Source organism: Rhizobium indicum, assembly GCF_005862305.2.
Classification (GTDB): Bacteria; Pseudomonadota; Alphaproteobacteria; order Rhizobiales; family Rhizobiaceae; genus Rhizobium; species Rhizobium indicum.
Map to the genome: position 1 here is coordinate 712,419 of NZ_CP054022.1, position 14,512 is coordinate 726,930.

General features: G+C 61.5%; 11 protein-coding genes. 10 read left to right on the forward strand and 1 reads right to left on the reverse strand.

The genetic code is table 11. The annotated features are described in order from the left end of the window. Positions 1 to 226: 226 nt before the first annotated feature. Together FFM53_RS27675 and FFM53_RS27680 are read left to right on the forward strand one after the other, a co-directional pair. A complete protein-coding gene (locus FFM53_RS27675; protein WP_173883665.1) occupies positions 227 to 3,661 on the forward strand; it encodes an NACHT domain-containing protein in 3,435 nt (1,144 codons plus the stop codon). 14 nt (positions 3,662 to 3,675) lie between these two features. Beyond that, complete coding sequence (locus FFM53_RS27680) at positions 3,676 to 4,581, forward strand: hypothetical protein (RefSeq protein ID WP_246413224.1); 906 nt, start codon at positions 3,676 to 3,678, stop codon at positions 4,579 to 4,581. Positions 4,582 to 4,665: 84 nt separating this feature from the next. Here FFM53_RS27680 and FFM53_RS27685 read toward each other — a convergent pair whose 3' ends face one another. Further along, complete coding sequence (locus FFM53_RS27685; protein ID WP_138388613.1) at positions 4,666 to 5,565, reverse strand: helix-turn-helix transcriptional regulator; 900 nt, start codon at positions 5,563 to 5,565, stop codon at positions 4,666 to 4,668. A gap of 261 nt (positions 5,566 to 5,826) precedes the next feature. Here FFM53_RS27685 and FFM53_RS27690 point away from each other — a divergent pair, with 261 nt between their 5' ends. The 8 genes from FFM53_RS27690 to FFM53_RS27725 all read left to right on the forward strand — a co-directional run bounded on the left by FFM53_RS27690 (position 5,827) and on the right by FFM53_RS27725 (position 14,413). Then, positions 5,827 to 7,290: an aldehyde dehydrogenase gene (locus tag FFM53_RS27690; RefSeq protein ID WP_171600361.1), complete on the forward strand. Its 1,464-nt coding sequence runs from the start codon at positions 5,827 to 5,829 to the stop codon at positions 7,288 to 7,290. Between the two features lie 70 nt (positions 7,291 to 7,360). Beyond that, complete coding sequence (locus FFM53_RS27695; protein WP_138388612.1) at positions 7,361 to 8,680, forward strand: ABC transporter substrate-binding protein; 1,320 nt, start codon at positions 7,361 to 7,363, stop codon at positions 8,678 to 8,680. 6 nt (positions 8,681 to 8,686) lie between these two features. Then, complete coding sequence (locus tag FFM53_RS27700; protein WP_171600348.1) at positions 8,687 to 9,442, forward strand: ABC transporter ATP-binding protein; 756 nt, start codon at positions 8,687 to 8,689, stop codon at positions 9,440 to 9,442. Beyond that, complete coding sequence (locus FFM53_RS27705) at positions 9,439 to 10,167, forward strand: ABC transporter ATP-binding protein (RefSeq protein WP_138388611.1); 729 nt, start codon at positions 9,439 to 9,441, stop codon at positions 10,165 to 10,167. The genes FFM53_RS27700 and FFM53_RS27705 overlap by 4 nt, the downstream gene beginning before the upstream one ends. Continuing rightward, positions 10,164 to 11,072 carry a branched-chain amino acid ABC transporter permease gene (locus tag FFM53_RS27710; protein WP_138388610.1) on the forward strand — a complete coding sequence of 303 codons (909 nt, stop codon included), beginning with the start codon at positions 10,164 to 10,166 and terminating at the stop codon, positions 11,070 to 11,072. The genes FFM53_RS27705 and FFM53_RS27710 overlap by 4 nt, the downstream gene beginning before the upstream one ends. Continuing rightward, positions 11,069 to 12,118 carry a branched-chain amino acid ABC transporter permease gene (locus FFM53_RS27715; RefSeq protein WP_138388609.1) on the forward strand — a complete coding sequence of 350 codons (1,050 nt, stop codon included), beginning with the start codon at positions 11,069 to 11,071 and terminating at the stop codon, positions 12,116 to 12,118. Before FFM53_RS27710 ends, FFM53_RS27715 begins: the two co-directional genes overlap by 4 nt. Positions 12,119 to 12,158: 40 nt before the next feature. Beyond that, positions 12,159 to 12,944 carry a coniferyl-alcohol dehydrogenase gene (locus FFM53_RS27720; protein ID WP_138388608.1) on the forward strand — a complete coding sequence of 262 codons (786 nt, stop codon included), beginning with the start codon at positions 12,159 to 12,161 and terminating at the stop codon, positions 12,942 to 12,944. A gap of 23 nt (positions 12,945 to 12,967) precedes the next feature. Then, positions 12,968 to 14,413 (forward strand): aldehyde dehydrogenase, encoded by a 1,446-nt coding sequence (locus FFM53_RS27725; protein ID WP_138388607.1) that lies wholly within the window; start codon positions 12,968 to 12,970, stop codon positions 14,411 to 14,413. The last annotated feature ends 99 nt before the right edge of the window (positions 14,414 to 14,512 follow it).

Genomic DNA, 14,512 nt, shown 5'->3' on the forward strand with positions numbered 1-14,512 from the left:
CAAAGGTTGCGCGCCGCGCGCCGACTAGACCATTGAAGGCTCGACATAAGACGAGACACCGTAACTTCCTATGCTTGGTGCGTGGGCTGGCAAAAGCTAGCCCATGATGGGGATCGAACGGAGTGCTGAATGAACACTGTAAAAGTCGGATGCTCGTAAATATGGCCATTTTCAACCGGCGACCGCTATTCTAGGTTTAAAAAGGCGGCGGGTTGAGGGGGCTACCTTGATTGAGTACGAATACGTCAAACTTGATCGACGCCTTGCGGAGATCAGCACTGTGCATCCGAGTGAGCTTAGCAGCGCCATGACTATGGCAAACCTAAAATCGCGGGATGAAGGATGTTCCTGGGCCGAGCTTACAGACCTGGATTGTGCTATCGTACTTGGCTCCGCAGGAGCAGGAAAAACGCGGGAACTTCTGGAGCTTGCAAAGCAGGTTCGCGCGTCGGGAATCCCTGCTTTCGTGCTTCGAATCGAGGCACTTCTTCGACTGCCGGCGGAACAGTCCTTTTCGCATTCTGACGAAGCCGCCGCCTCGGCTTACGCGAAGTGGAAGAGTCGGGGAGGCCCCGCAGTCGCCTTGCTGGATGCATTGGACGAGGCCCGTTTGCCGGACGCGCGCAACACCAGCGCACTTGCTGACGCATTGACCAAGCTTTCGGCTTCCGTAGGCAAAGTCGGCAAGGAACTGAAGGTCATCATCACATCGAGAGCCAGCGAATGGCAGGGCGACAACGACCTCCAAGCCATCAAAGCTGTGATCAGAGGCCTTAGACCGCCCACCGCTGAAGACCGTCCGATTGAGGTCAAGACCTTCCGCCTCCTGCCTCTTCGAGCCGACGATGTTAAGGCCATCGCTGCCAGCAGGAACATCGATGCTGCCGAGTTTGTCGAGGCAATCGACAAGGCGAAGGCGGCCAATCTGGTCTCCCAACCGCTCGACGCTCAGCTCCTGATCGACCTTTGGCAGGAAGCCATCGACAATGGCCGTGAGCCGACGAGCATCTTCCGTTCAAGACGGCGGGTCTATGATGACATCGTGGGATTTCGTCTGCGCACAGAGAGTGGCCAGGAGCGCCGATCAAACCTTGATCCCCTTCTCGGGCGACGCGCATGTGAGAAGCTTGCTGCCGTTTCACTTCTGACCGATATCCAGGACTTCACCATAGATCCGTCGACACCGCATGCGATCAACGCACTATCCGCGCTGTCCACAGACACCGAACGCTGGTCCGAGGTCGAAGTGCGTCAACTTCTCTCCTACGGCATCTTTCAGCCTTCTGTTTCCGGTCGCGTGCGCTTTGCCCATAATGAGTTGCGCGACTATCTTGCAGCATGCCACTTCCGCGATGCGATCAGTAAAGATGCAGGTTCACTCGATATCGTGAAGCCGCTTTTGGCCGAGGGATTTGGTAACATCGAAATTCCTCAATCCACCGAGCACGTCTTTGGATGGCTTGCCGCGCTCGATCGGATCGTTCGAAATCGGGTGACGGAGCTTCGCCCTTCCCTATTGATCGAAACGGGTGATCCAACCGCGTTGACGGTGGAGGAGAAGTCGCAGGCTATCCGGTCACATGTCGCCGCATATGAAGATCGAACTTACCGGGGAGAGTGGTTTTCAAACCAGGATGTTCGTGATTTTGTCACGCCGGACCTGGCCACAGCAATACGTGAGCAGCTTACGATCGCGGCTTCCCCCGAAGTTCGCGAGTTGCTGATCGAGATGATCCGGTTTGGCGGGATGTCGACGTTGGTACCCGAGCTGGGAACGATCGCTTGCGATCAGGGCGAAAAACTTCGGGTGAGAGCGGAAGCATGCTTTGCCCTGTCTGACCTCAACGACACGACTTTCGCGCAGGCCGTGATGGATGCAGCTCTCCTGGCTGATGCACCCGAGCATGAGGATACGCAAAGCGCCCCTTCGTGGAATCTGTTTGTCGCCAGTGCCTTATCTTATACAATGCCGGCGGGCGTACCCATCTTGGACGGGATCGCGTTGACCGATCGCTTGCGCCGTGAAGCCAGAAATTACGCCTCCGCGACGTCTCACTACTTGGAAGAGTTTGTCGCGCGGCTAACCGTTCCGGAGATTGGCAACTGGCTGCGGATATTTCTCCGGTTCGCCAAGGGCCAGCGCGACCCCAACCGCGACATGATGCCGGCACGCATCCCTCGCTTTAGGGCTCTTGGACAAGCAATATGTCATTGCATCAATACTCTCCTCGTAGAGGACCCTGCCGGCATCCCGCGATCCCTACTTCTGGAAGCGCTGGAATTTGCGTTTTCAATCGCCAAAAACCCGGACTACTCCCCGCGGGAAACCGGGCTTCCTGCACTAGCGCGCACATTGAGAGCCCTACCAGATCTCAAACATGATCTGATTACGATGCGGATGGCGCTTTTCTCGCAAAATGAGAAGAACGAATACTGGATTGCCCATCAGGCAATAGATCCGCTTAAATTGGGTAGAAGCGGTGATGGCTACGAGATCTTCACGGCTGAAGATATTCGAAGGCTTGCCGATCTCATGGCGGATCGCCCGACTAGCAGGGAAAGGGAGCTGGCATTTACGTGCGCGCGCCAACTGGCGGATCAAATTCGGTCGCAATCCGAGCGCGACGAGGCACGATTGATCTTGAGACGATATGCCCGCCGGTACGGGGGACGCGATCTCAAACGAGCGTATGGGAGACTAGCTCCGCTTTGGCGGTTCGCGAGCCGATTCCGGCACAGCCACCAATATACGGTACGCCGATGGGCACGTTCACAGATCGAGACATTCTCCAGCGGCCTTTGGAGGGTCTACAACACGTTCGTTTTCCTGCGGCGGTGGCGACGGCTGTCGAGTGGTCTGGAGAAGGGTATGCTTATATGGGCCGTTCGTAGAAGGCCCAACGACCTCGGGACAAGCGTTGTAGATGGCACGAGGGCTCGCCACGGAGAGTGGATCGCCAAACTTTTCGCTGCGGGCTTCAAGCGCTACTGGAGGGACAATGACATTTCCTATGCCGATCGCGATACCTACCAGGCATGGGTCGGACTAACAGGTCTCGCACTCGAAGCTCCAGAAGCGCTGGCGCAACTTCCTGATCATCTTGTTGAACGGGCTTTCCGGTACGGCTTTGCTAACTTGAACAGTTTTCCGGAGTGGTTGTTTCCGCTTGCCCTTCTGAAGCACCAGCTTTTCACGGGTGTCGCGACCGGCATTCTTGAAGAGGACATAAGGGGTGGCGGCGACAAGGAGTCCACGTCGGATGGCTTCAGCAGGATCGCTTATTCCAGCAGTGATATCCGTGAACTGATTGCCTCGCCGCTGTTCCAACTCTTGCTTACCTCTGGCTTGCCAGAAAATAGGCGCGATCTTGAAATTGCCGTGAACCTCGTCGCGCGCTCTTCTGCAGTCAGCCCAACGGTCCTGACACCCTTCTTGCAGCAAAACTTCACCGCTGCCGTGTCGAGCTTCAGGATGTCGGACGCATGGATATGGCTCGACGCGCTCTTTTGCGTGGAGCCCGCCTCTGCTTGGGCTGCGTGGACGACGGCATTCGGTTACTATTGGAGCCCTTCAAGCAAAGCGCTTTTCTTGAGATTTATAGGGCGGGAATCGCCTTCGTATTCAGAGCGGAGGAGCGCGATGCAGAGCGTGACAATCTAGCTACCGATGCCGCGGTGTTGCGCGCTCTGGTAAAAGCAACTTACCTTGTATGGCCGCCAGCCAATGATCCCGTGCACGAAGATGCTTATTCACCGGATATTGCGGACAAAGCAACGTCAAAGCGCTCATATTTCTTAAATGCTCTGACCGCCCTTGGATCTGAGCAAGCGCTGGCATCCCTCGACGCACTCGCAGTTGACCCCGATTTGAGACGGCATCGCGACACGTTCCTGTACCAAAGGGACAAGCTGGTCAGAACATCTGTTCGGCGTGACCTGCTCCCGGCCAGCGAGGCCATCACTTTCCTGAATTCATTCTCCAAGACACCGACTTCGATCGAGGAATTCCGAGCGCTGATAAAACGCCACCTGGTGGCGCTCCTAGAGAAGCTGCATCATTTCGACGACGACGAAGGCTTCCTCTTCAGAAGCGGACGGGGCAAGGAAGACGATATTCGGAACTGGCTATCGGGTAGGATGCGCGAAATTGGAGCGCAGCATTACGAGGTCATCCGTGAGCAGGAAGTCGCGGTCGAGAACCGGCCAGATCTTAGAATTCACTCACGGAATGCGGAGCTTGGGCTAATCTCTGTAGAAATCAAAATGGCCGAAGAGCCTCATTGGACTGGTGACATCCTGATCGACAAGATACAGACTCAACTCGCAGACCAATACATGTTCGAAAATGGTTCCCACACTGGCTTTTATCTCCTGGCCAATGGAGCCAATCCACGGGTTAAGGTCATCCATCCAAAGACAGGGGTAGTTCTGCGGAAAGCCTTTGCGAAAAGGATAGCAGGCAAGGCTGTCAATTTTCTGGGCCTGATCGAACAGGCCAACTCGAAGGCCCTTGCGGTCACCGCTACGCTGTCCGGTAACAAGGTTGTCGAGGTAATCTCAGTCGATCTATCGGAGAGATGACGGGCCAACGCCGACTTGGGATTCCAAGTCAGCATGATTTGCGATCCAAGACCGGCAAATTCCAGCTTTGACCAATCCCCAAGCCTAAGGCCAGTCCGCATAGCCCGAGGACAGCATGCTGTTTTCCGAGCCGGCCGAAGCGCGGGCGATTTCGCGGTAGCCGGCGGGTGAAAGGCCGGTCTTGCGCTTGAAGAAATGGCTGAAATAGGTCGGGTCGCGAAAGCCGAGGCTGTCGGAGATTTCCTGGATATTGCGGGCCGATCGCTCCAATCTCAGCTTTGCCTCCTGCACCACGCGCTCATGCAGGAGCTGGATCGGCGAGCGGCCGAGCGCCCTTTGGCAAATGGAATGCAGCCGGTCGGCCGTGACGCCCAGCTCCGCGGCATAGTCGCTGATCGGCCGGTGCTGGCGGAAACCGGCCTCGACCAGTTGCCGGTATCGCTGCAGGATCGATCCGGTTTCGCCCTGCCCGCGCTGCTCGCTTCTCTCGCCATCGGAGCCGCGCCACAGCGCCATCAGAATGAGCCTAATATAGGCGGATGCGACCATCCATGAGGAGCGGGAGGGATCGCCCAGTTCCCGAACGAAACCAGAAATCAGCGGGCTGATTTCGGCCACTGCTGAGGGATCCAATGCCTCGACCAGCTTGCGCTGCTCGGTGAAGATGCGCAGCGAATAGGACTCCACCTTGTCGCCGATCGCATCGACCATGATCTGCGGCGAAGCCCCGACCAGATGAGCCGCGGTTCCGGCTGATATCGACAAGTCGCATCGCGCCTGCGGCGGCAGGAAGGCAAGCAGCGGTCCGTGCAGCGGCCGGTGTTCGCCATTGTCGAAGTGAAGCTCCCCACTCCCCTCCCCGAGCAGAAGGACATGGTGGAAATCGGCATACAGCCCTTTTTGAAAACGGATACGCCGGTGCGACAGCGACGGAGCGTGCCACTCGCCTCTGGCATAGTGATGAATCCCTCCGTCCGTCGCCAACGCTTCTCCTCCGCTCCCAGTCAAACAATGCTGATATCACCGGATAATTACAATATTAACCCAATAAATCGCATTCCATCGGCGCCAGATCGGCGTAACCTTTTCTCCATCAGCCTTTGGGAGGAGGCTCTTCAACAGATGCAGGAACGGTGAGGCCGCCCTCGTGGCGCCGCGTGCGCTCGTTTTCTCCCATGGCAACAATGCAAACCGGCATGCGGCGCCAGCACGTGGCGCCAATGCGTGGCACCAACACATGGCGAATTGGGTGGAACAGTGTTTTCGGCAAAGCTGATGATCAACAACGAGGCGATGGATGCTTCCGAAGGGGCCACCTTCGAACGCATCGATCCGTTGACCGGCGACATCGCAACGATCGCCTCGGCAGGATCGGTTGCCGACATGACAAGAGCGGCCAATGCGGGCGCTGCCGCCTTTCCGGACTGGTCGCAGACCGGCCCGGGCGAACGGCGCAGGCTTCTGAATGCCGCAGCCGATATCCTGGACGCCCGCACGCCCGAACTCATTGCCGCCATGACTGGCGAAACCGGCGCAACCGCGCAATGGGCGGCGATCAATTGCGGGCTCGGCGCGGATATTCTTCGCGAAGCGGCGGCGATGACCACGCAAATATCGGGCGAGCTCATTCCTTCAGGCATTCCGGGAAGCCTCGCCATGGCGGTCCGCCAGCCGGCAGGCGTCTGCGTCGGCATTGCCCCCTGGAACGCACCTGTTATCCTCGGCACCCGCGCCGTCGCCATGCCGCTTGCCTGCGGCAACACGGTCATCCTCAAGGCTTCCGAACTCTGCCCGAAGACCCATGGCCTGATCGGCGACATCCTGCGTGACGCCGGCTTTCCGCGCGGCGTCGTCAATGTCGTTTCCAATGCGCCGAGCGATGCCGCCGCTGTCGTCGACGCACTGATTGCCCATCCCGCCGTGCGCCGCATCAATTTCACCGGCTCCACCCGTGTCGGCCGGATCATTGCCGAGTCCTCGGCAAGGCATCTCAAGCGCTGCCTGCTCGAACTCGGCGGCAAGGCGCCGTTCATCGTTCTGGCCGACGCCGATATCGACGAAGCCGTGCGTGCAGCCGCCTTCGGCGCCTTCATGAACCAGGGCCAGATCTGCATGTCGACCGAGCGTATCATCCTGATGGACGAGATCGCCGATGGCTTCGTCGGCAAGTTCCGGACGAAGGCCGCAACCCTTGTCGCCGGCAATCCCAGGGACGGCAACACGCCGCTCGGCACGCTGATCAACACTGAGGCCATCAGGCGCGTCCGGTCGCTCGTCGATGATGCCCTGCAGAAGGGCGCAGTCCTCGTCTGCGGCGGCGAGGCCCACGGCACACTGATGGACGCGACCGTTATCGATCACGTGACGCCTGCCATGCGTATCTACCGCGAGGAAAGCTTTGGACCGATCGCGGCAATCGTCCGGGTCGGCAGCGTCGACGAGGCCGTGACGGTTGCCAACGACAACGAATACGGGCTTTCGGCCGCCGTTTTTAGCGCCGACGTCAATGCGGCGCTCGCCGTCGCCATGCGGCTCGAATCCGGCATCTGCCACATCAACGAAGCCACCGTTTCCGACGAGCCGCAAATGCCCTTCGGCGGCGTCAAATCAAGCGGCTACGGCCGCTTCGGCGGCAAGGCGGCGATCGACGAATTCACCGAGCTCAGATGGATCACCATGGCCTCGGGAAAACGGCACTATCCGATCTGAATTCCAGATCGGCCGACATGAACACTGGGAACGGGCTGGGAGGCCTGCATCAAGAGGGAGGAATGATTTCATGAACGACATTTTCCGCAACGGCAAATTCAACGCGGCATCGCTGAGCCGCCGCTCTTTCATCGCATCGACGGTGGCGGGCGGTGCGGCGCTGGCGCTTTCGCGCCGCACGGCCTTTGCTCAAAGCAGCGATACGCTGAAGGTCGGCTTCATCAGCCCGCGCACAGGCCCTCTCGGCGGCTTCGGCGAGACGGACGGTTATGTGCTCGAACTGGCGCGCAAGGCGCTGGCGAACGGCCTGCAGGCCGGCGGCAAGACCTGGAAGGTGGAGATTCTCGACCAGGACACCCAGTCCGATCCCTCGCGCGCCGGCCAGTTGGCGAAGGAGCTGATCAACAACCAGGCGATCGACCTGATGCTTGCCGTCTCGACACCCGAAACCATCAATCCGGTGGCCGACGCCTGCGAAGCAGCCGGCATTCCCTGCCTCTCGACAGTCATGCCCTGGGAAGCCTGGTATTTCGGCCGCGGCGCCAAGCCCGGTGCGCCTTCGCCGTTCAAGTGGACCTATCATTTCGGCTTCGGCGTCGAAGAGTTCCACAAGGCCTATGTTTCGCAGTGGAACCTGATCGAGACCAACAAGAAGGTCGGCGTCATGTATCCCAACGACGCCGACGGCAATGCGATCCGCACCCATCTGGCGCCGGCGCTCGCCAAGGAGGGATTCACCATCGTCGATCCCGGCGCCTATGAAACCGGAACCACCGACTTTACCGCGCAGATCGCTCTCTTCAGGCAGGAGGGCGTGGAGATCTTCAATTCGTTCCCGATACCGCCCGACTTCGCCGCCTTCTGGCGTCAGGCTGCACAGCAGGGCCTCACCCAGCAGATCAAGATCTGCCAGATCGCCAAGACGGGTCTGTTTCCCTCCGACATCGAGGCGCTTGGCGATCTCGGCCTGAACATCGGCAGCGCCGCCTACTGGCACAAGGCCTTCCCCTACAAATCCACGCTGACAGGCGTATCGGGAACCGAACTCGCCGACGGTTATGAAACGGCAAGCGGCAAGCAGTGGACGCAGCAGCTCGGCGCCAGCCTTGCGCTTCTCGACGCCGGCTTCGATGCGCTGAAGGCCAGCGCCGACGTCAAGAGCAAGGAGGCCGTCGCCAAGGCGATCAGCACGCTTAAGACCACCACGATCGCCGGCAAGGTCGACTTCACCAGCGGCCCGGTCGCCAACGTCTCCCCCGGACCGATCATCGGCACGCAATGGGTGAAAGCGCCGGAGGGCTCGAAATTCGCGCTCGACTATGTCGTCACCGAAAACGCCACCGACCCCAATGTCCCGGTCGGCGCCAAGCTCACCGCCTATAACGGATAACGAACAGTGCTGCAGCGGGAAGCTCAAAGACGGCCGGGGGGAGCCTTTCTCTCGGCCAAGGGAATCCACAAGCGGTTCGGCGCGCTGGTGGTGCTGGAGAATCTGGACTTTTCCATGGGGGATGGCGAGGCGATCGGCATTGTCGGGCCGAACGGCGCCGGCAAGACAACCCTGCTCAGCGTGCTCGCCGGCGCCTTCCCGCCGAATGAGGGAAGCATCACCTTCGACGGCGTCGACGTCACGCGCCGGACGGCGGCGGAGCGCTGCCGCTCCGGGCTCGTCCGGACCCATCAGATTCCCAAGCCCTTCGGCGGCATGACGACCTTCGAAAATGTCTTCGTCGCCGCATCTCACGGTAATGCCGCAAGCCGCGACGAGGCCTATGAGCGCGTGGTGGATTCGCTTTCGCTCTGCGGCATGCTTGGCGTCGCCAACCGCCCTGCCGACACGCTTGGCCTGCTGGACCGCAAACGCCTGGAGCTTGCCCGTGCGCTTGCCACGCAGCCGAGGCTGATGCTGCTCGACGAGATCGGCGGCGGCCTGACCGATGGCGAGGCCAGCGAACTGGTGGAAACCATCCTCGAATTGCGCAACCGCGGCATCGGCATCGTCTGGATCGAGCATATCGTTCATATCCTCCTGCAGGTGGCGGAGCGGCTGATCTGCATGGACGCCGGCAGGATCATCGCCGATGGCGAACCGAAAATGGTCATGAGCAATGCGGAGGTGGTCAAGGCCTATCTCGGAGGGACACCCGCATGAGCCTTCTTTCCATCCGCGACCTCGACGTCCGCCATGGCCTGCTCCAGGCGGTGCGCGGTGTCAGTTTCGATCTTGCCAAGGGCGAGGTACTGGCGCTGGTCGGCGCAAATGGCGCCGGCAAGACGACGCTGCTCAGATCGATCGCCGGCGCCCATCTGCCATCATCCGGCCGCGTCCTTCTCAACGACGAAGATCTGGCCGCCGTCCCGTCCCACAAGCGGATCGCCAAGGGCATCGCCCTGGTACCGGAAGGCCGGCGCCTGTTTTCGCAGATGACGGTGGAAGAGAACCTGCTTCTCGGAAAGAGCTCCGGCCGCAAGGGCGAGTGGAGCATCGATCGCGTCCTCGACGCCTTTCCCAACCTGAAACCCCGCCGTCACGCCAAAACGGGACACCTCTCGGGCGGGGAACAGCAGGCGACCGCCATCGGCCGGGCGCTGATGAGCAATCCCGATATTCTTCTCCTGGACGAGGTCTCACTCGGGCTTTCGCCTCTGGTCGTCGATCGCGTCTACGCTCAGTTGGAGACCTTGCTCACGTCGGGGACGACCATCGTGCTCGTCGAACAAGATCTCGCCCGCGCCATGAGCGTGGCAAGCCGCGTCATCTGCATGCTCGAGGGACGCATCGTCCTCGACAGGCCGGCGGCCGCCGTCACGCGCGAACATGTCACCCAAGCCTATTTCGGATTGCACCGGGCAGCCGGCGAAAGGAGCGCATCGTGATCAACACCCTGCTCCAGGGCATTCTGCTCGGCGGCTACTACGCCGTTATCGCCTGCGGCCTGTCCTTCATGTTCTCGGTCATGCGGATCATCAATCTCGCGCATGGCAGCCTGGCGGTCGCAGCCGCCTACGGGTTGTGGCTGCTCGCCGCCAAAGCCGGCATTCCACCCTTCGCCGGTCTGCTGATCGTGCTGCCGGTCATGGCGGCGGCCGGCTGGCTGTTGCAGCGCTTCATTCTGGAGCGCAGCGCCCGCGGCGGCACGCTCCTGCCGATTCTCACGACCTTCGGCCTGTCGATCGTCATCGACAACCTGCTGTTCGAGCAGTTCGGCGCCGACACAAGGTCGCTCGCGCCCTTCATCGGCAACCTGTCCTATGCTTCCTGGCAACTGCCGGGCCACATCTTCGTCGGCAAGCTGGCCGTCCTGATGATGGTGACGGCAGTCCTTATTCTCGGCGGGTTGCAGTTCTTCCTGAGCCGATTTGCGCTGGGTCGCGCGATCCGCGCCACGGCGGAGGATCCCGATACGGCAGGGCTGGTCGGCATCGACGCCCGCAGAGTCAACGCCGTCGCCACCGCGATCACCATGGTCACGGTCGGCATCGCCGGTGCTTTTCTCGGGATGCGGGCAACCTTCAGCCCCTATGCCGGCGGCCCACAGCTTCTCTTCGCCTTCGAGGCGGCCGTCATCGGCGGCGCAGGTTCGCTATGGGGCACACTTGCCGGCGGCATCGTTCTCGGTCTTGCCCAATCGCTCGGCGCGCAATTGCATCCGCAAGGCTTCCTGATCGGCGGCCATGCGGTGTTCCTGCTGGTGCTTTTCATTCGGCTGTCCCGGTTCGGCATGCCGGTTCTCGACAAACTTGGCGCCTCCCTGCGCGCCCGTCTCCGGAGCCCGACATGAGCCCCAACGCGACCCCCAGCACGACCTTCGCCTCCAACGGAATATCGATAGAGCGCTGGACGAAATCGTCGCGGGTGGCGCTTGGCTGCATGGCCGCGGTGCTTGCCCTGCTGATGTTTGCCCCAGCCGTGCTCGGCGCCGGCGCGATCGACCGGCTGACGGCTCTGTTCATCTACGTGATCCTTGCCGCCATGTGGAATGCGCTGGCCGGGTTCGGCGGGCTGGTCTCGGTCGGCCAGCAGGTGTTCTTCGGCCTCGGCGCCTATTTCACCATCCGGCTTGCCGATGCGGGGCTCAATCCCTTCGTCTCGCTGTTTGCCGCCGCGGTCGTGACCGGCGCGCTGTCGATCCCGCTTTCGCTGTTCATGCTGCGGCTGAAGGGCGGCGAGTTCGCGATCGGCATGTGGGTCGTCGCCACACTCGCCCACCTGCTCGTCAACCTCGACGGCCTGATCCAGGGGGAAACGGGAACTTCACTGATCTCGCTCAACGTCTATGACAGCGGCACGCGGCGAGCGACGATCTACTGGCTCGCCTTGACGGCCATGGCCGCCCTGCTCGGCGCTCTCTTCATCCTGATGCGCAGCCGCGCGGGCGCTGCCATGCAGGCAATCCGCGACAATGAGGAGGCGGCAACCTCGGTCGGCGTGCGCGTGATCGCCACCAAGCGGCTGCTCTTCGTGCTCGCCGCCTTCGGCATCGCGGTCGCCGGAGGCCTGTGGCTGGCGACCGCCACCACCTTCCAGCCGAAGACCTATTTCAGCGTCCAGTGGACGGCCTACATGATCTTCATGGTGCTGGTCGGCGGGATCGGCAAGTTCGAAGGCGCGATCCTCGGCGCCATCCTGTTCTTCGTGATCGAAACCTTCTTCGGCGGAGCCGGCGTCTGGTACCTGATCGGCCTCGGCGCCACCGCCGTGATTTTCTCGCTCTACCTGCCGCGCGGCCTGTGGGGCGAAATCGAGCGCCGCTACGATTTTCAACTTCTGCCGGTCGGCTACCGGCTGAAATTGCCCGGTCCGCATAAAATCAAATGGGAAGAATGAGCCGGCTTAATTCCGGATTCTCTTGCGAAAGGTGACGTTCATGCTTTTTGGTAAAACAATCCTGGTGACCGGCGTGGCTTCAGGCATCGGCGCCCGCACGGCGGAACTGGCCGGCCAGATGGGCGCCGAGGTCATCGGCGTCGATGTGCGCGAGCCGGTGAGTGGAAGTGCCGCCTTCATCAAGGGTGATCTCTCGACCCCATCAGGCATTGCCGAGATCGTCGCGCAGCTTCCAGTGCGCCTCGACGCGCTCGCCAATGTCGCCGGCCTTTCCGGCAGCACAGGCGTCGTCTCGACGCTCGCCGTGAATTTCTACGGCCTTCGCGCCCTGTCGGAAGCCGTGGCGCCCCGTCTCCGTGAAGGCGGCGCCGTCGTCAACGTCGCCTCGATTGCCGGCTATGGCTGGCGCGCCAATCTCGAGCGGGCAAAGTCCTTGGCCGCCATTGAAGGCTTTCCCGAGGTGGCGGCGGTTGTGGCCGAACACGGCCTCAAGGACGAAGAAGGCTATCCGCTCTCCAAGGAACTGCTGCTGCTCTGGACCATGCGCGCCGCCCATCAGGCATTGTTCAAAAACCGCGGCATCCGGGTCAATGCGGTCAGCCCCGGGCCGGTGGAAACGCCGATCCTCAAGCAGTTCCGCGCCGTGCTCGGCGACGCCAGGGTCGACAGCGACATCACCCGCGTCGGCCGGGCCGGCACCTCCGCCGATATCGCCCCCGCCGTGCTCTTCCTCTGCTCGGATGGCGCACGCTGGATCAACGGCGCCAATCTTGCCGTCGACGGCGGCCTCGAAGCTTCCATCAACGCCGAAGTCCTCGGCTTCTAGTTCTTGTCCCAAGGAGACCTCCGATGAATATTTCCCTCCTCATCAACGGCGCAGACCGCGCGGCCTCCGGCGGCCGGACCTATGATCGCATCGATCCCTTCACCGAAAAGCTCGCAAGCCGCGCCGCCGCGGCAAGCTTGGACGATGCTGCCGCGGCCGTTAATGCCGCCGCCGCAGCCTTCGGCGCCTGGTCGAAGACCGGCCCCGGCCAGCGCCGCGCCATCCTGATGAAGGCCGCCGATATCATGGATTCCAAGGTGGGCGAATTTACCCAGTTGATGATCGAGGAAACGGGCGCCACCGCTCCCTGGGCCGGCTTCAATGTCATGTTCGCCGCCAACATCCTGCGCGAGGCCGGCGCCATGACGACGCAGATATCAGGCGAAATCATCCCTTCCGACAAGCCCGGCACGCTCGCCATGGGTGTTCGCCAGGCTGCCGGCGTCTGCCTGGCGATTGCCCCCTGGAACGCGCCGGTCATCCTCGCCACCCGCGCCATCGCCATGCCGATCGCCTGCGGCAATACCGTCGTCCTCAAGGCATCCGAACAATGCCCCGGCACGCACCGGCTGATCGCCACCGCGCTGACCGAAGCCGGCCTGCCCGCCGGCGTCGTCAATGTCATCACCAACGCGCCGGAGGATGCGCCTGAGATCGTCGCGGCGCTGATTGCCCATCCGGCCGTCAAGCGCGTGAACTTCACCGGGTCGACCAAGGTCGGCAAGATCATCGCCGAGACCTGCGGCAGACATCTCAAGCCCGCCCTTCTCGAACTCGGCGGCAAGGCGCCGCTCGTTATCCTCGACGATGCCGATATCGACGGTGCCGTCAATGCCGCCATTTTCGGCGCCTTCATGAACCAGGGCCAGATCTGCATGTCGACGGAACGCATCATCGTCGACGAGGCGATCGCCGATCAGTTCGTCGCCAAACTGGCCACCCGGGCCAGTCAGCTTCCGGCCGGCGATCCGCGTGGCCATGTCGTTCTCGGCTCGCTGATCAGCCTCGACGCGGCGAAGAAAATGGATGAGCTGATCGCCGATGCGACGGCCAAGGGTGCAAAGCTCGTGGCCGGCGGCAAGCGCTCGGGCACCGTGGTCGAGGCGACGCTGCTCGATCATGTCACGCCCGAGATGCGCGTCTATGCGGAAGAATCCTTCGGTCCGGTCAAACCGATCATTCGCGTCTCCGGCGAGGAAGAAGCCATCCGCATCGCCAACGACACCGAATACGGCCTGTCCTCCGCCGTCTTCAGCCGTAATGTCCAGCGGGCAATGGCGGTTGCGGCGCGGATCGAAGCCGGCATCTGCCACATCAATGGCCCGACGGTGAACGACGAGGCGCAAATGCCCTTCGGCGGCGTCAAGGGCAGCGGCTATGGCCGCTTCGGCGGCAAGGCGGCGATCGCCGAATTCACCGACCTGCGCTGGATCACGGTAGAGGATTCCGCCCAGCACTATCCTTTCTGACGTCGACAGCGGCGAAGGGCAGATCGCGCCAATTCCAAGCGATAGAGTGTCCTGTCGGACACGCGGCGCTCTATCGCAGTTGTAGCGCGGTCATTGCGG

Coding starts and splice junctions, on each gene's coding strand:
- FFM53_RS27695 (WP_138388612.1), top strand. CDS start 7,361: ATGAACGACATTTTCCGCAACGGCAAATTCAACGCGGCATCGCTGAGC.
- FFM53_RS27705 (WP_138388611.1), top strand. CDS start 9,439: ATGAGCCTTCTTTCCATCCGCGACCTCGACGTCCGCCATGGCCTGCTC.
- FFM53_RS27715 (WP_138388609.1), top strand. CDS start 11,069: ATGAGCCCCAACGCGACCCCCAGCACGACCTTCGCCTCCAACGGAATA.
- FFM53_RS27720 (WP_138388608.1), top strand. CDS start 12,159: ATGCTTTTTGGTAAAACAATCCTGGTGACCGGCGTGGCTTCAGGCATC.
- FFM53_RS27725 (WP_138388607.1), top strand. CDS start 12,968: ATGAATATTTCCCTCCTCATCAACGGCGCAGACCGCGCGGCCTCCGGC.